The organism is Variovorax sp. GW822-FHT04E09 (genome assembly GCF_058800845.1).
This window is the reverse complement of the sequence record NZ_JBXAMR010000001.1, coordinates 1,227,008-1,241,400: the sequence shown is the minus strand read 5'-3', so window position 1 is coordinate 1,241,400 and position 14,393 is coordinate 1,227,008. Positions and strand designations below refer to the sequence as shown.

The 14,393-nt window shown below is 68.8% G+C and carries 16 protein-coding genes; 15 read left to right on the top strand and 1 reads right to left on the bottom strand.

The window, feature by feature from the left end; all coding sequences use genetic code 11:
* Nucleotides 1–16 precede the first annotated feature (16 nt).
* The 5 genes from AC1RL8_RS05810 to AC1RL8_RS05790 all read left to right on the top strand — a co-directional run bounded on the left by AC1RL8_RS05810 (nucleotide 17) and on the right by AC1RL8_RS05790 (nucleotide 4,665).
* Entirely contained in the window at nucleotides 17–991 is a 975-nt protein-coding gene (locus AC1RL8_RS05810) for a Bug family tripartite tricarboxylate transporter substrate binding protein (RefSeq protein ID WP_487848537.1), read from the top strand.
* A complete protein-coding gene (locus AC1RL8_RS05805) occupies nucleotides 988–1,446 on the top strand; it encodes a GAF domain-containing protein (protein WP_492684175.1) in 459 nt (152 codons plus the stop codon). The genes AC1RL8_RS05810 and AC1RL8_RS05805 overlap by 4 nt, the downstream gene beginning before the upstream one ends.
* Nucleotides 1,443–2,423 carry a tripartite tricarboxylate transporter substrate binding protein gene (locus tag AC1RL8_RS05800; RefSeq protein ID WP_492684174.1) on the top strand — a complete coding sequence of 327 codons (981 nt, stop codon included), beginning with the start codon at nucleotides 1,443–1,445 and terminating at the stop codon, nucleotides 2,421–2,423. The genes AC1RL8_RS05805 and AC1RL8_RS05800 overlap by 4 nt, the downstream gene beginning before the upstream one ends.
* Before the next feature lie 403 nt (nucleotides 2,424–2,826).
* Nucleotides 2,827–3,879 carry an Lcl C-terminal domain-containing protein gene (locus tag AC1RL8_RS05795; protein ID WP_492684173.1) on the top strand — a complete coding sequence of 351 codons (1,053 nt, stop codon included), beginning with the start codon at nucleotides 2,827–2,829 and terminating at the stop codon, nucleotides 3,877–3,879.
* A gap of 225 nt (nucleotides 3,880–4,104) precedes the next feature.
* Nucleotides 4,105–4,665, top strand: coding sequence for a dihydrofolate reductase family protein (locus AC1RL8_RS05790; protein WP_492684172.1), 561 nt, complete (start codon nucleotides 4,105–4,107; stop codon nucleotides 4,663–4,665).
* Nucleotides 4,666–4,880: 215 nt separating this feature from the next.
* On the opposite strand, the gene AC1RL8_RS05785 is transcribed toward AC1RL8_RS05790, so the two are convergent.
* Nucleotides 4,881–5,678, bottom strand: a complete 798-nt coding sequence (locus AC1RL8_RS05785) for an IclR family transcriptional regulator (RefSeq protein ID WP_240531139.1) — start codon at nucleotides 5,676–5,678, stop codon at nucleotides 4,881–4,883.
* A 109-nt stretch (nucleotides 5,679–5,787) separates the two neighbouring features.
* On the opposite strand from AC1RL8_RS05785, the gene AC1RL8_RS05780 reads away from it, so the two are divergent.
* From AC1RL8_RS05780 to AC1RL8_RS05735, 10 genes are all read left to right on the top strand, one after another.
* On the top strand, nucleotides 5,788–6,945 hold the full coding sequence (locus AC1RL8_RS05780) for an acyl-CoA dehydrogenase family protein (protein ID WP_492684171.1): 1,158 nt from the start codon (nucleotides 5,788–5,790) through the stop codon (nucleotides 6,943–6,945).
* A complete protein-coding gene (locus AC1RL8_RS05775) occupies nucleotides 6,942–8,081 on the top strand; it encodes an acyl-CoA dehydrogenase family protein (protein WP_492684170.1) in 1,140 nt (379 codons plus the stop codon). Before AC1RL8_RS05780 ends, AC1RL8_RS05775 begins: the two co-directional genes overlap by 4 nt.
* A 33-nt stretch (nucleotides 8,082–8,114) precedes the next feature.
* Entirely contained in the window at nucleotides 8,115–9,083 is a 969-nt protein-coding gene (locus AC1RL8_RS05770; RefSeq protein ID WP_492684169.1) for a Bug family tripartite tricarboxylate transporter substrate binding protein, read from the top strand.
* On the top strand, nucleotides 9,083–10,300 hold the full coding sequence (locus AC1RL8_RS05765; RefSeq protein WP_492684168.1) for a CaiB/BaiF CoA transferase family protein: 1,218 nt from the start codon (nucleotides 9,083–9,085) through the stop codon (nucleotides 10,298–10,300). The genes AC1RL8_RS05770 and AC1RL8_RS05765 overlap by 1 nt, the downstream gene beginning before the upstream one ends.
* A 210-nt stretch (nucleotides 10,301–10,510) precedes the next feature.
* Nucleotides 10,511–10,657 carry a hypothetical protein gene (locus tag AC1RL8_RS05760; RefSeq protein WP_174254357.1) on the top strand — a complete coding sequence of 49 codons (147 nt, stop codon included), beginning with the start codon at nucleotides 10,511–10,513 and terminating at the stop codon, nucleotides 10,655–10,657.
* Nucleotides 10,658–10,673: 16 nt separating this feature from the next.
* Complete coding sequence (locus AC1RL8_RS05755; protein WP_159271400.1) at nucleotides 10,674–11,258, top strand: A24 family peptidase; 585 nt, start codon at nucleotides 10,674–10,676, stop codon at nucleotides 11,256–11,258.
* 33 nt (nucleotides 11,259–11,291) lie between these two features.
* A complete protein-coding gene (gene cpaB / locus AC1RL8_RS05750) occupies nucleotides 11,292–12,131 on the top strand; it encodes a Flp pilus assembly protein CpaB (protein WP_447745318.1) in 840 nt (279 codons plus the stop codon).
* An 88-nt stretch (nucleotides 12,132–12,219) separates the two neighbouring features.
* Entirely contained in the window at nucleotides 12,220–13,683 is a 1,464-nt protein-coding gene (locus tag AC1RL8_RS05745) for a type II and III secretion system protein family protein (RefSeq protein ID WP_492684858.1), read from the top strand.
* Nucleotides 13,684–13,694: 11 nt separating this feature from the next.
* Nucleotides 13,695–13,988 carry a hypothetical protein gene (locus tag AC1RL8_RS05740; protein ID WP_492684167.1) on the top strand — a complete coding sequence of 98 codons (294 nt, stop codon included), beginning with the start codon at nucleotides 13,695–13,697 and terminating at the stop codon, nucleotides 13,986–13,988.
* 134 nt (nucleotides 13,989–14,122) lie between these two features.
* Nucleotides 14,123–14,338 carry a Flp family type IVb pilin gene (locus AC1RL8_RS05735; RefSeq protein WP_159271403.1) on the top strand — a complete coding sequence of 72 codons (216 nt, stop codon included), beginning with the start codon at nucleotides 14,123–14,125 and terminating at the stop codon, nucleotides 14,336–14,338.
* Nucleotides 14,339–14,393 lie beyond the last annotated feature (55 nt).

The following is a 14,393-nucleotide window of genomic DNA, read 5'->3' as shown; positions in this document are numbered from 1 at the left end:
CGACCTTGACTTCATCATGACCACCCGTCGCACCATGCTTTCCGCGTTGGCCGTTGCCGCCTCGCTGCTCGCCGCACCCGCCTTCGCGCAGGGCTTTCCCTCCAAACCGATCAAGGTGGTGGTTCCGCAGCCGGCCGGCTCGGGGCCGGACACCTTGGCGCGCACGCTGGCCGACGTGCTCGCCAAGAGCATCGGGCAGAGCGTCGTGGTGGAGAACCGCCCCGGCGCCAACGGCACGCTGGCCGCGGCCTACGTGCTCTCGCAGCCCGCGGACGGCTACACGCTGTTCCTGGCCGGCGTCTCGAACATGTCGTGGAACCCGCACCTGTACAAGTCGCTGGGGCACCAGCCGGCGCGCGACTTCACCGGCGTCGCTGTCATCGCGAACACCCCGTTCGTGACGGTCGTGTCGCCGAGCCTGGGCGTGAAGACGCTGCCCGAGCTCATCAAGATGGCCAAGGCAGAGCCGCAGCGGCTCAGCTTTGCATCCGCCGGCATCGGCAACTCCACCCATCTTGCGAGCGAGCTGCTGAAGTCGCGCACCGGCATCCAGATGCAGCACGTGCCCATCAGCGGCGCCGGTGGCCCCAACGCGCTGACCAGCGTGATGGCGGGCGACACGCCAGTGATGACGACCGTCCCCGTCGGCGTGGTGCCGCTGGTCAAGAGCGGCAAGCTCGTGCCGCTGGCGGTCACCGGCGAACGGCGGTTGCCACAGCTGCCCGACGTGCCCACGTTCAAGGAGCTGGGCATCGACATGGAAGTGCCCGGCTGGTACTCCCTGGTGGCGCGCGCAGGCGCACCCGGCGACGCGGTCGCGCGGCTCAACACCGAGATCAACAAGGCGCTGGACACGCCCGAGATGAAGGAGCGCCTGGCCGGCCAGATGCTGATCGGCGTCAAGTCGACGCCAGCCGATGTCTTGAAGTTCACGCAGCGCGAGTCGGCCGCCTGGGGGCCCATCATCGATCGGCTGGGCATTGCGCAGTGAGTGACACGGCGCAGGTTTCTTTCGAGGCGCTGGACCACGCGCTGCGGCGGTTTCCGGGGCACCGGCTGTTCACCGTGCTGGCGATCGACCCCGGCCTTGCTGCGTCCCGGCGCCTGTACACGAGCGACCCGGCGGCGTATCCGTGCGGCGGTACCAAGCCACTGCACCATGACAACGACTTCTTTCGCGAGGTGGTGCAGGGCGGCCGGGCGCGCATCTGCGTTGATCAGGAAGACTGCCGTCGCGCGTTCCCGGACCATGCGCTGATCGACGCGCTGGGCTGCCGGTCTGCCATCAATGTGCCGATCCGGCACGACGGCCGCACGATCGGTTCCCTGAACCTCCTGCATCAGGAACACTGGTACCAGCCCGACATGGTGCCCGCGTTGATGCGCGTCGCCGAACAAGCCGCATCCTTGCTTCTTCCGCTCCGATACGTTGAGATGCCTGCATGACGATCCATCGCCGAACCTTCGTGCTGAATGCTGCCGCATCTCTTGCCACCGCGGCGCGCGCGGCCGGCCCGGGCTATCCCAACAAGCCGATCACCATCGTGTTTCCCTATGCGGCCGGCGGTGCCACAGACGCCATGACGCGCCAGATCGCCGACCTCATGGCCAAGGCGCTCGGCCAGCCGGTCATCGTCGACGCGAAGCCGGGCGCCGGTGGATCGATGGCGCTGCAGCAGGCCGTGCGCGCCAACCCGGACGGGCACACGCTGGTGCTCGTGGCCAGCGGAACGATGGCCGTCAACCCCTACCTGTACGACCTGAAATACAAGCCGGTGGAAGACCTCGCGCCGATCACGATCCTGGTCGACATTCCCTTCGTGGTCGTGACGCGGCCGGACTTTCCCGCGCGCACCCTCAAGGAATTCATCGCGCATGCGAAGGCGAATCCGGGGAAGGTGTCGTTCGCGAATGCCGGCGTGGGCACGCAGGCCCACCTCACGCAGATGATGTTCATGAAGGCGGCCGGCATCTCGGCCAACGTCGTTCCCTACAAGGGCGGCACCGGCGCCATCGCCGACCTGCTCGGCGGCCACATCGACGCCATGATCGACAACGCCGCCGCGCAGGTGGCGAACGTGCGGGCCGGCAAGGTGCGCGCGCTGTTCGTCACCACGCGCGAACGCAGCGAATCGCTGCCCGGCGTGCCCACGGCGCAGGAGGCCGGCTTGCCCGGCTTCGTGACCTCGGGATGGTTCGGACTGGCCGCGCCCAAGGGCACGCCGCAGGCCATCGTCGACAGGCTCAACGCGGTGATCGTGCAGGGCATGGAACGGCCCGAGGCGCGCAAGAGGTTGATCGATGCGGGGTGGATGCCCATCGGCAGCTCGCCCGGCGAGGCGGCGGAGCGGGCTCGGTCGGATCTGGCGCGGTTCGGGCAGGTGGCGCGGCAGATGCGGCAGGTGGAACTGAAGAAGGAGTGAGGGGCGCCATGGCCTCGTGAGCGGGGGCTGCAAGGACGGATGGCCGGCACTCGAAGGACCCGTGCGACTGGGTACCATCGGCCACGACCGGTCGTTCGCCGGGGGACGGTTGAGCCGACGATGTTGAAGATGCTCGCAGCAGCTGAAGGACGTTTGCTTGGGTAGCACGCGAATCCCTTTCCACACCACCACGATCCGCGCGCCCGCAGTGGCGGTTCGCGCGGCAGCCGCAGCGGTCGTCCTGCTGGGGCTGGCCGCCGCGCCCGCCGCTGCGCAGTCGCCACCGGCCACGGCCGGACCGACCACAGTGAAGGTGCCACCCACCGGCGCGCGCACGTGCCTGGGCTTGCAGCAAGACGGCAGATCCGCCCCTCAGTCGTGCACGGACGCGGGACCGCTGGCCTTGATCCCCAAGCAGGACGGCATGTTGCGCGCGGGCCCACCCGACTACGAGGCGGTGGCCGGCCAACCCTTGACCTCCTGTGTGCGCGACCGGGTGTCCGGGCTGGTCTGGGAGGGCAAGCCCGACAGCGGCAAGCTGGCGTGGATGAGGACACAGGCCGGTCCGCCGGGCACCGGCAAGCTGATCGACAGCTACGGTCCGCACAACGAGCCAGCGCCCGGCAGCCGGGCCAACACCGACGCCTATTCCTACTACGGCGATGGCCGGCCGGGCGATGCCATGGCCTATGTGGCGCAGGTGAACGCGATGCGCCTGTGCGGCTTCACCGATTGGCGCCTGCCCACGGTGGCCGAGCTGTACGGCCTGATCGATCTGGGGGAGCTGATCAACGAACGGGCGGGGCGGTGGCCCGCCGAACAGGCCGCCGTCGATGCGCGATGGCTGCCGAACACCGTGCCGGGCCACTACCTGAGCTCCGAGCCGGACGACCAGACCCGCATCTGGTGCGTGAGCTTCAAGCTCGGGTTCGTCTACAGCTGCAACCGCAGGATGGAGAGAAGGCCGCAGCCGTTGTTCATTCGCCTGGTGCGCGGCCCCGAAGTGCCGGAGACGGGACGCTGGCGCGAAGTGTCCGACGAGCGCGGCGTGCCCGGCGGCGTGGTCGAAGACCGCCACACCGGCCTGGCGTGGCGCCGCTGCGACGAGCCGCAGGTATGGAACGGCCAGCGCTGCACCGGAACGGCCGGGCGCTACCGCTATGTGCAAGCCCTGCAGCACGCCAGCACACAACCGGGTTGGCGCCTGCCCACCATCAAGGAAGTGAACAGCCTCGCCGAGCGCTGGTTCAAGAAGCTCGACATCCCCGCCGCCGATTTCCCGGCGTCCGGCACGCAGCCGCTGCGCGAAGGGTATCGGTCCTCCACCGTCTGCACCGCGGGCCCCGCGACGCGGGAGGCCCGTGCATGGATCGGCGGATGGGTGCTGGGGGGTGGGGGCGATGTCTCTTGCGAGGCGCAGCCCATGCCCCTCGGGGTCCGGCTCGTGCGCGAGTGACGTGCGATGCGCATCTGTCGCGACGCCATGCCGTGAAGATGTGGCACCGGGTCAAGGACCGCAAGCTCTAGCCCCGCTGCCCGTCGTTCCTGGCGTTTCTGTGCTGCCTCTTTGGCGAGGCATCGGCTACCGTCTGACGCGGCCTGCTTGCGGTCACGAACGGTCATTCACGGTGCCGCCCCGCGCTCCGAAAGCAGCAGGCCGCCCAACCCGGAGGAGACTCGCATGGGACTTCTGACCTTCAGCCTCAACGTCACCCTGGACGGCTGCGTCGACCACCAGGAGGGCATCGCCGACGACGAGACGCACGCCTTCTTCACCCGCCTCATGGACGAGGGTGGGGCGATGCTGTGGGGCCGCACCACCTACGAGATGATGGAGAGCTACTGGCCGGTGGTCGCCCGCGGCGATGTGGAGGCGCCGCCGTCGGTGCGCGAATGGGCGGCCAAGCTGGAGATCAAGCCGAAGTACGTCGTGTCGTCGACGCGAACGGACTTTCCGTGGAGCCACAGCCGCCACCTCGCCGGCGACTTGCGCTCGGGCGTGCAAAAGCTCAAGGACGCGACCCCGGCCGGCGTGCTCCTCGGTAGCGGCAAGCTCGCGACCGCACTGGACCGGCTGGATCTGATCGACGAGTACAGGTTCCTCGTTCACCCCAGGATCGCCGGCCACGGCCCGACCCTGTACGAGGGCGGGCTGCCTCACACGCGACGGCTGGAGCTGGTCTCGGCGAACCCGCTCGGCAACGGCGCGGTCGCCATGCATTACCGGCGCGCACGCGGCTGACAGTCAGCCACGCCCCCGGGCCAACGGAAACAGCACGGTCGTCACCGAGCAGTGCTCCAGCGCGAGGATCACCCACACATTACGGACCGCGCCCAGCGCAAAGAAGGTGGTCTGCTCGCGAAATGGCTGGGTGTAGGCCGCGCAAAAGGTCAGGGCGAAGCGAGGGGGGAAGAAGTTCTCGGGTACTTTCGCACGGTCCCGCAATCCACGCCCCCTCACCGCAACCCCGACTGCCGATCCGCCGCCTCCACCAGCTGCATCAACCCCGGCCCGATGGTGTCCAACAGCTGCGCCTTCTTCCAGCGAAACCCTGGCACCGCGCAGTTGAACAGCAGCCGGCGCGGCCCGTAGCGGATGCGCGCCGCGGCGCCCGCGGCAAGCACGCCAAAACCTGAATCCCCAAGGTTGATGGCGAAGCCGCGCTTGCCGTAGTGCGCCACGCTCTCGCGCACGCCTTCGAGGCAACGCGCGTGCTCGTCGGGCCGCTCGTGCTTCACGCGGGCCAGGAACTCCTGGCGCTCACCCGCAGGCAACTGCGCCAGCCACGCACGGCCCATGGCGGTTTCGACGATGCCGCGCACCGCGCCCACGCCGGGGCGCTTGAGGGTGCCGCCCTCGTGGGCACAGGTTTCCAGGTAGACCACGTCGAGGTCGCTGGTCACGCCGACCGACACCGCGCCCTCGACGCGGTCGGCCAGTTGCTGCATGGCCGGGCGCAGCAGGGCCAGCATCGGCGTGTTGATGACGTAGGGGTAGCACAGCGCCACGGCAGCGGGGCCGATGAAGTAGCGGTCCAGGCGTTCGTCGTGGTCCAGGAAACCCATGGTCAGCAAGGTGCGGCACAGGCGCGAGACGGTGGGGCGCGACAGGCCCAGCTTGGCGGCGAACTCGCTGTTGGCGTGCGCGCGCGGGTCGCCCACGAAGGTCTGCAGGATGAGCAGGCCCTTGGCCAGGGTGCCGGCGATGTACGGGTCTTCGTCCCGCACGCGGCGCAGGTCGTCGGAATGCTTCATGGGCTGGCGGCGATTCTGGACAGGGCGGGGCATGGGAGTGAATCGCAGTTTCAATGATTGAAATTCAGTGCCGGCAATTGTGGACCTGCTTCCTACAGTCGCGGCCACCATGATCCGAGACACTCCCCACTTCGAGGCCCTGCGGGCCGACATCCGCGCCTTCGTTCGCGAACGCTGGCATCCGCTGGAAGAGCAAGTCAGCCGCGACAACGACATCCCGCCCGACGTGGTCGACGAGCTGCGGCGCAAGGGCTACTTCGGCTGGAGCATTCCCGAGGCGTACGGCGGCCTGGGCCTCACGACCGAAGAGCTGGTGCTGTGCGCCATGGAGCTGTCGCAGTCGTCGGTGGCGCTGCGCGCCCGCGTGGGCACCAACACGGGCATCGGCTCCGAAGCGCTGGTGGCCGACGGCACCGAAGCGCAGAAGCAGCGCTGGCTGCCGCGCATGGCCACAGGCGAACTCACCGGCTGCCTGGCGCTGACGGAGCCCGAGGCGGGATCAGAGGCCAGCAATGTGCAGACCACCGCGCGCCGCGAGGGCGACCACTACGTGCTCAACGGCAGCAAGCGCTTCATCACCAACGCGCCGGTGGCCGATGTGTTCACCGTCATCGCCCGCACCGAAGACGGCTCGAAGGGCAGCAAGGGGGTGTCGGCGTTCCTGGTCGAGCGCGGGCCGGGCCTGACGACGGGCGCGCCCTATCGCATGATGGGCCAGGCCGGCTCGTTCGTGTCGGACGTGCACTTCGACGAATGCCGCGTGCATGCCGACCAGCTCATCGGCGGGCGCGAAGGCATGGGCTTCCAGACGGTGATGAAGGTGCTCAACAAGCAGCGCCTGCATCTGGCAGCGCTGTGCACGGGCCCGGCCATCCGCATGCTGGACCTGGCCATGGCGCACACGAGCGGCCGCCATCAGTTCGGCCAGGCGGTGGCCGACTTCCAGCTGGTGCAGGCCATGATCGCCGACAGCCGCACCGAGATCTACGCGGCGCGTTCGATGATCCTCGAGGCGGCGCGGGCGCGCGATCGCGGCGAAGACGTGGCCATGTCGGCCTCCATGTGCAAGTACTTCGCGTCCGAGATGTGCGGCCGCGTGGCCGACCGCGCGGTGCAGATGTTTGGCGGCTCGGGCTACGTGGCCGACTTCAGCCCCATCGAGCGCTACTACCGCGACGTGCGCCTGTTCCGCCTGTACGAGGGCACGAGCCAGATCCACCAGCTCAACATCGCCAAGCTGGCATTGCGAGAGGCGGGTGCGCGATGAACGTGCGCACCGACCTCGTCGCAGGGGTGCGCGACTTCGTCGAGCGGCATTGCATCCCGCTCGAATCGAATGCCCACGTGCACGACCCGCGGGCGATGGACGCGGCGCTGTCGCAGCTGCGCCCGGTCGCGCGCGAGCTGGGCCTGTACCTGCCGCAGATGCCGGTGGAGGAGGGCGGGCTGGGCCTGTCGTGGGTCGAGCGCGCGGCGGTGTTCGAGGAGGCCGGCCGCAGCTACCTGGGCCCGGCCGCGCTCAACTGTGCCGCGCCCGACCAGCCCAACATGATCAGCCTGCTGCGCCAGGGCACGCCCGCGCAGCGGCAGCGCTACCTGCGGCCCTTGGCCGAGGGCCGCATCCGCTCGTGCTTCGCGATGACCGAGCCGGCGCCCGGCGCGGGCTCCGACCCGTCGATGCTGCGCACCACCGCGCGGCGCGAGGGTGATGGCTGGGTCATCGACGGCCACAAGTGGTTCATCACCGGCGCGGTGGGCGCGGCCTTCTGCATCGTGCTGGCGCAGACGAAAGAGGGGCCCACGCAGTTCATCGTGGACATGGACCACCCGGGCCTTTCGCTGGTGCGCGCCATCAAGGCCATCGACCCCTTCGCCGTCGGCGGGCACGGCGAGCTGTGCTTCACCGCCTGCCGCGTGGGCGCCGACGCGGTGCTGGGCGAGGTGGGTTCGGGCTTCGTGGCGGCGCAGCAGCGGCTGGAGCCCGCGCGGCTGTCGCACTGCCTGCGGCTCATGGGCCGCGCGCGGCGCGGGCTCGAGATCGCGCAGGCCTATGTGAGCGAGCGCACGTCCTTCGGTGATCGGCTGGCCGACCTGCAGCAGGTCCAGGCGATGGTGGCCGACTGCCGCATCGACCTGCATGCCAGCCGGCTCATGAGCCTGGACTGCGCGCGCCGCATGGACGAGGGGCTGTCGGTGAAGACCGAGTCGGCGATGACGAAGGTCTTCGTGTCCGAGGCCCTGAACCGCGTGGCCGACCGCGCGGCGCAGATGTGCGGTGCGCTGGGCATGTCGGAAGACGCACCCATCGCCCTCATCGTGCGCGAGCTGCGGCCGTTTCGCATCTACGACGGCGCCTCCGAGCTGCACCGCGCCACGCTCGGGCGCCGCTTCCTCACGCACTGACACGTTGAAACACAGAGAAACTGGAGACTGACGATGACGTCCTTGATCAAGAAAATTTCGCACCTGGCTGCCGGCCTTGCATTCGGCCTGGCCGGCTCGCTGGCGATGGCTGCCTTCCCCGATCGCCCCGTGAAGCTGGTCGTGCCTTTCCCCGCCGGCGGCAGCACCGATCTGGTGGCGCGCGAGGTGGCGCTGGCGCTGGGCCATGCGCTGGGCCAGCCGGTCATCGTGGAGAACAAGCCCGGCGCCGGCAGCCTCATCGGCTCGGAGCTCGTGGCCAAGTCCGCGCCCGACGGCTACACGCTGCTCATGGCGGGCCTGACCAACATCTTCCTGCCCTACGTGCACAAGGGGCTCACCTGGAACCCGGTGGACGACTTCGTGCCCGTGGGCCTGGTGGCCGACCTGCCGAACGTGATCGCGGTCAACGCGAAGACGCCGTACCAGAAGCTGCCCGAGCTCATCGCCGCCGACAAGGCCAAGCCGGGCCAGCTCGCCTTCGGCTCCGCGGGCCCGAGCACGCCGTCGCACCTAGTGTGCGAAATGATCAACCACCAGGCCGGCATCAAGATGCAGCACGTGCCCTACAAGGGGAATGCGCCGGCGGTGAACGACCTGATCGCCGGCCACATCCCGGTGATGTGCAACAACCTCGGCGGCACGCTGCCCTACATGAGCAGCGGGCAGATCCGCATCCTGGCGCAGACCGGCCGCACGCGCTCGCCCTCGGCGCCCGACGTGCCCACCTTCGCCGAACTGGGCCTGCAGGGCTTCGACAGCGGCCTGTGGGTCGGCATCGTCGCGCCCAAAGGCACGTCCGATGCCGTCATGCGTCCGCTGCGGGCGGCATTGGCCAAGGCCTTGCCCGCGGTGAAGGACAAGCTGGCCAAGCTGGGCGCGGCCGCGCTCGATCCGTCGCTGTCCGCCTACGGCCAGCGCATCGCCGCCGACCGCAAGCTGTGGGACCCGGTGCTCAAGCGCGTCGACCTGAAGGGCAACTGATGGGCCAGCCTGCCGACCACGCACCCCTGCACGGCGTGCGCATTCTCGACATGGCGACCGTGCTCGCTGCGCCGTTCTCGGCCACGCTGTGCGGCGACATGGGCGCCGACGTCGTCAAGCTCGAGCTGCCGGGCGGCGGTGATCCGCTGCGCGGGCTCACGCCGGTGCACGAGGGCCATCCGCTGTTCTGGAAGACCGCGAACCGCGGCAAGAAGGGCATCTCGCTCGACGTGCGCAAGCCCGAGGGCCGCGCGCTGTTCCTGCAGCTCATCGCCGGCTTCGATGTGCTGGTGGAAAACTTCCGCACCGGCACGCTGGACGGCTGGGGCCTGGACATCGCCACGCTGCACGCGGCCAACCCGCGCCTCATCGTGCTGCGCCTCACGGGCTTCGGCCAGACCGGCCCGTATGCGCGCCGGCCGGGCTTTGCGCGCATCTTCGAAGCGATGAGCGGGTTCACGCACCTGACCGGCGAGCCCGATGGTCCGCCGCAGCACATGAACTACCCGCTGGGCGACGTGGTGGCGGGCCTCTTCGGCGCCTTTGCCATCAGCACTGCATTGGCAGAGCGCAACGCGCTGCCGCTCGCGCAGCAACGGGGCGCCGAGATCGACCTGTCGGCCACCGAGGCGATGTCGCGCCTGCTCGATCCGCTGGCGGCCGAGCACCGCATCGGCGGCGTGGTGCGCGAACGAACCGGCTCGCGCGCCACCTACACCGCGCCGTCCAACGTGTTCCGCGCGCTCGACGGCGTGTGGTTCACGCTGGTGGGCACGGGCGGGCCGATCTTCGCGCGCATCTGCCGCGCCATCGGCCGCGAAGACTTGCTCACCGACGCCCGCTTTGCCGACAACGCCGCGCGCATCCGCCACCTCGAGGCGCTGGACCGCATCCTGGCCGACTGGTGCGGCAGTCTTCCATTCGCGGAACTGGCCGTGCGGCTGGACCGCGAAGACGTGCCCTACAGCAAGGTGTATTCGATCGCCGACCTGCGGGCCGACCCGCACATGCAGGCACGCGGCGCCTTCATCGACGTGCCCGACGAACAGTTCGGCACCGTGCCGGCACCGGCGGCGGTGCCGCGCTTCGTGGGGCGCGAAGGCGTACGGCCAGCCGCCACCGGGCCCCGCACGGGGCAGCACAACGCCCAGGTGTATGGCGCGCTGGGCCTGAGCGAGGCGCAGCTCGAGGCACTGCGCGACGCGCAGGTGATCTGAAGCGCGCCTGCGCTTTCGCCTGCCCTGCGGGGTAGGCGTTTTGTCATGCCTGTCCCCGTGCCGTCGCGGGACACCTGACTCCCCCAGAAAAGGGCGCTCCGCTCATGTGCGAAAGCGGTGCGGTTCCTACAGTCATCCCCATGCCGAACGCTTCTTCCCACGCCGGGAAGGCCAGCGGTTTCGGCCGGCCACGATCACCGGGGAAACCGCATGGAACCGCTCGAAGTTCTGCCGAGAACCGCCCTGAGTCTGCTGCGCGAAGACGCCGGCATGTCGTTCATGGAGTTCGCGCTGATCGGTGCACTGGTGATGGTCGTCGTCCTTCTGCTGGTGCTCGCCCTGCGGCGCAGTGCCTGAACACGGGGAGCCCGCCATGCAGGAATTCAACGCTGTTCTCGAACTGCTCGCGATGCTGGCGACCGACATCCGCATGCTGGCGCTCTTCGCGCTGCTCGGCGTGGCGGCTGTGAGCGACTGGCGCTTCTATCGCATTCCCAACTGGCTGACCTTCGGCGGCGCGTGCTTCGCCCTCATCTACGGAACGATGGCGGCACGCACGCCGTCGTCGGGCGCGCTGAGTGCATTCGGTGGCCTGGGCGTGGGCTTCGTCGTGATGCTGCCGTTCTATGCGCTCGGGATCATGGGCGCGGGCGACGTCAAGCTGATGGCCATGACCGGAGCCTTCCTGGGGCCCCAGCAGACGCTGATGGCCTTGCTCTTCACTTTCATCGCGGGCGGCGTCGCGGCGCTGGCTTTCGCGATCCATCGCCGCCGCCTCGCTCACATGCTCGGCAACGTCAAGACCGCGGCGCAGGGGATGCTCATTTCCGGCATCGCAGGCGTGCGGCCCGACGGGCGCCTGCAGGCAGGCCAGTCCGTGGGCAAGTTGCCCTACGGCGTCTGCATCGCGGCGGGCACGGTGGTCCAAGTGCTGGCGCACCAGCTGGGCTTTGTCTAGCTCCTACATGTTTCACCCCTGGCGGAGGTTCGTATGAAGAACATCAAGGCGATCGGGCTGATCTTTCTGGCCCTGCTGTTCGGGCTGGCGGCCGCGGTCTACGCGACCGGCTGGATCTCCCGACAAAGCGGCATCGCGTCCAACAAGGTCGTGGTGGCCGCCGTCGACATCGACCTGGGCAGCCGCGTCAACGCGCAGATGCTGTCCACGGTCGACTGGCCCAGCGGCTCGGTGCCGAACGGCTCCTTCAGCGACATCAAGGCGCTGAACGACCGCGTGGTGAAGGTCGGCGTGCTGCGCGGCGAGGCGCTCATGGAGGGCAAGCTGGCGCCGGTGGGCACGCAGGGCGGGCTGTCGGCAGTGATCGCCAGCGGCAAGCGGGCCATGACGGTGCGTGTCAATGACGTCGTCGGCGTGGCGGGCTTCGCGCTGCCGGGCAACTACGTCGACGTGATGGTCAATGCCCAGCAGGACAAAGGGCGTGGCGAAGACGCGCTGCAGATCAGCAAGACCGTGCTCGAGAAGGTGCTGGTGCTGGCGGTGGCCCAGGAGGCCAACCGCGACGACACCAAGCCGAAGGTCGTGAGCGCGGTGACGCTCGAGCTCTCGCTCGAAGACTCCGAGAAGCTCGACCTGGCACGCAGCGTGGGCACCCTGTCGCTCGTGCTGCGCAACCAGATGGACAAGACCACGGTCGCCACCCTGGGCATCACCAAGGGGCAGCTGTTCGGCGAGAAGAAGGACATCGTGCCGGTCTCCACCGCGGCGGCCCCGGCCCGCCCGCGGGTGCGGCAGGCAGGCCCCGTCACGCCGCGAGCCTCCGAGTGCGTGGAAGTGATCCAGCACGCAGGCCGCTCGCTCACCTGTTTCTGATCGTCGTCAGGAGGAACACCAAGTGCGCCCACTCACAACAACCATCGCCCGTCTGCTGGCGACCCTCGCGACAGTGGCGACCCCCGCCATGGCCGCGGAGGTCGTGGCAGCCGCCCCCACCACGGCCGCCGCCATGCCTGCGCCTGCTGCAGCTGCTGCAACGGTTGCGGCAGCACCCGCGGCCCCGGCCAGCCGGCGCTGCACCGCCATCATTCCGGACTCCGACCCGACCTATGCCGTGCTCGGCAAGTCGGTGGTCATTCCGTTGAAGGCGCGCGTGGTGCGTATCGTGGTCAGCGGCCAGCCCCAGAACCAGGCGGCCGCGCCGGTGGCGGCTGCGCAGGGTGCGGCAGCCATGGCGGCGCCCCCCCAGCCCCGCAGCGATGGCGTCGGTGACATCGAGGTCACGCTGCTGAGCCCGACCGACCTGTTCTTCCGCGGCCGCCAGGCCGGCTCGATGAACGTGGTGCTGCAAAGCGCCGACGGCACCTGCTACATCAAGGACGTGATCGTCACCATCGATCCCGGGGCGCTGCAGGCCAAGCTGGCCGAGCTGATGCCGGAAGAGCGCCGCATCCGCGTGCGCAGCGCCGAGCGCTCCATCGTGCTCACCGGCGAGATCAGCGACGCGCTGAAGCTGGACGATGTGATGAACCTGGCCGCGGCCTACGGCGCCGACGGCAAGAAGGTGGTGAACCTGCTGCGCGTGGGGACGCCCCAGCAGGTGATGCTCGAGGTGAAGATCGCCGAGGTGAGCAAGACGCTGCTCGACCGGCTGGGTTCGCGCGTGGGCTACTCGCGCACGAGCGGCGGCGGCCTGCACAACTACTCGCTGATCTCCAATTTCCTGAGCACGGGCGGCGGCCTGGTCGAGGCGCTGCGCATCGGCCGCGGCGTGGTGACCATCGACGGCCAGAAGGACGACGGCCTGGTGCGCATCCTGGCCGAGCCCAACATCATGGCCATCAGCGGCCAGCAGGCCAGCTTCCTGTCGGGCGGCAAGATCTTCATTCCGGTGGCGCAAACCGGGGGCAACGGCACCGGGAGCACCATCACGCTGGAAGAAAAAGAGTTCGGCATCGGCGTGAAGTTCATGCCGACGGTGCTCAACGGTGACCGCATCAATCTCAAGATGGTGTCGGAGGTGTCGGACCTGTCGCAGACCGGCTCGCCCTTCACCACGGTCGGGGGCGTGACGTCCGTCGTGCCTTCGCTCACGGTGCGGCGCGCCGACACCACGGTGCAGCTCAACGACGGACAGAGCTTCGTCATCGCCGGGCTCATCAAGAGCAACGCGACCGAGGCGATCAAGCGCTATCCGGGCCTGGGCGAAGTGCCGGTGATGGGGGCGCTGTTCCGCAGCACCGAGTTCCAGAACGAGCAGACCGAGCTGATGTTCGTCATCACGCCGCGCCTGGTGCGCCCGCTGGCCCAGTCGCCGCGCGTGCCGACCGACAACCACGTGCTTCCCAGCCGCGCCGAGGTCTACCTCAACGGCGCCCTCGAAAGCAGCACCCCGGCCCCGGCCGCCCCGGCCAGCGAAACCCCGTGAGGAGCCCCGCCATGTTCATCCGATCGACACCCCTTTTGCTCGCATGCCTCCTGGCTGCAGGCTGCTCGAGCGTCACGCCCCACTACGACGCGCGCTTCGGCGAAGCCGTGCGCGATGCCAGAAAGAAGATGACGCTGAACCCGAACGCCGGCAAGAACGGCGACCCGGTCACGGGCATGGACGGCCGCGCGTCGCGCGAGGCGATGGTGCAGTACCAGGAGTCCTACAAGACGCCGCCGCCGGCGGTCAACGTCATCAACATCGGCGGGCAGATCGGTGGCCAGGGCGGCGGCTCGGGGAAATGAAAGACCGCGATCTTGCGGACCCGTTTTGCAACAGCTTCCTCATGGAAAGGAGAACGCCACGACACGCATGACATTCGACTCCCTTGTTTTTTCAACCTGATTTTCTGTAGTCCACACCTTGAAAGGAAATAGCCATGAACAAGTTTTTCCAGACCATCGGTCAATCCGCGAGCGGCTTGCTGCGCGACGAAGAAGGCGCTCAGGTCGTCGAGTACGCACTGATCATCGCGGTCGTTTCGATCGCCCTGGTTGTCGCGTTGAAGGGACTCACGTCCAACGGTGGCAGCTTCGGGACCTTCATCAGTCGGGTCGCACTTTGCCTGACCTCGACGAACGGCGGCTGCGTCTGAAGCGTGTTGGGAGGGCGGAAGAAGGCGGGCTTTTCCTCGAGGCACGCTTTCTTCC

What these genes read in the sequence shown, in the direction of transcription:
- AC1RL8_RS05765 (WP_492684168.1), top strand. Translation starts at nt 9,083, where the DNA reads ATGGGCCAGCCTGCCGACCACGCACCCCTGCACGGCGTGCGCATTCTC.
- AC1RL8_RS05740 (WP_492684167.1), top strand. Translation starts at nt 13,695, where the DNA reads ATGTTCATCCGATCGACACCCCTTTTGCTCGCATGCCTCCTGGCTGCA.
- AC1RL8_RS05780 (WP_492684171.1), top strand. Translation starts at nt 5,788, where the DNA reads ATGATCCGAGACACTCCCCACTTCGAGGCCCTGCGGGCCGACATCCGC.
- AC1RL8_RS05735 (WP_159271403.1), top strand. Translation starts at nt 14,123, where the DNA reads ATGAACAAGTTTTTCCAGACCATCGGTCAATCCGCGAGCGGCTTGCTG.
- AC1RL8_RS05760 (WP_174254357.1), top strand. Translation starts at nt 10,511, where the DNA reads ATGGAACCGCTCGAAGTTCTGCCGAGAACCGCCCTGAGTCTGCTGCGC.
- AC1RL8_RS05745 (WP_492684858.1), top strand. Translation starts at nt 12,220, where the DNA reads ATGGCCGCGGAGGTCGTGGCAGCCGCCCCCACCACGGCCGCCGCCATG.
- AC1RL8_RS05755 (WP_159271400.1), top strand. Translation starts at nt 10,674, where the DNA reads ATGCAGGAATTCAACGCTGTTCTCGAACTGCTCGCGATGCTGGCGACC.
- AC1RL8_RS05770 (WP_492684169.1), top strand. Translation starts at nt 8,115, where the DNA reads ATGACGTCCTTGATCAAGAAAATTTCGCACCTGGCTGCCGGCCTTGCA.
- AC1RL8_RS05785 (WP_240531139.1), bottom strand. Translation starts at nt 5,678, where the DNA reads ATGAAGCATTCCGACGACCTGCGCCGCGTGCGGGACGAAGACCCGTAC.
- AC1RL8_RS05800 (WP_492684174.1), top strand. Translation starts at nt 1,443, where the DNA reads ATGACGATCCATCGCCGAACCTTCGTGCTGAATGCTGCCGCATCTCTT.
- AC1RL8_RS05775 (WP_492684170.1), top strand. Translation starts at nt 6,942, where the DNA reads ATGAACGTGCGCACCGACCTCGTCGCAGGGGTGCGCGACTTCGTCGAG.
- AC1RL8_RS05810 (WP_487848537.1), top strand. Translation starts at nt 17, where the DNA reads ATGACCACCCGTCGCACCATGCTTTCCGCGTTGGCCGTTGCCGCCTCG.
- cpaB (WP_447745318.1), top strand. Translation starts at nt 11,292, where the DNA reads ATGAAGAACATCAAGGCGATCGGGCTGATCTTTCTGGCCCTGCTGTTC.
- AC1RL8_RS05790 (WP_492684172.1), top strand. Translation starts at nt 4,105, where the DNA reads ATGGGACTTCTGACCTTCAGCCTCAACGTCACCCTGGACGGCTGCGTC.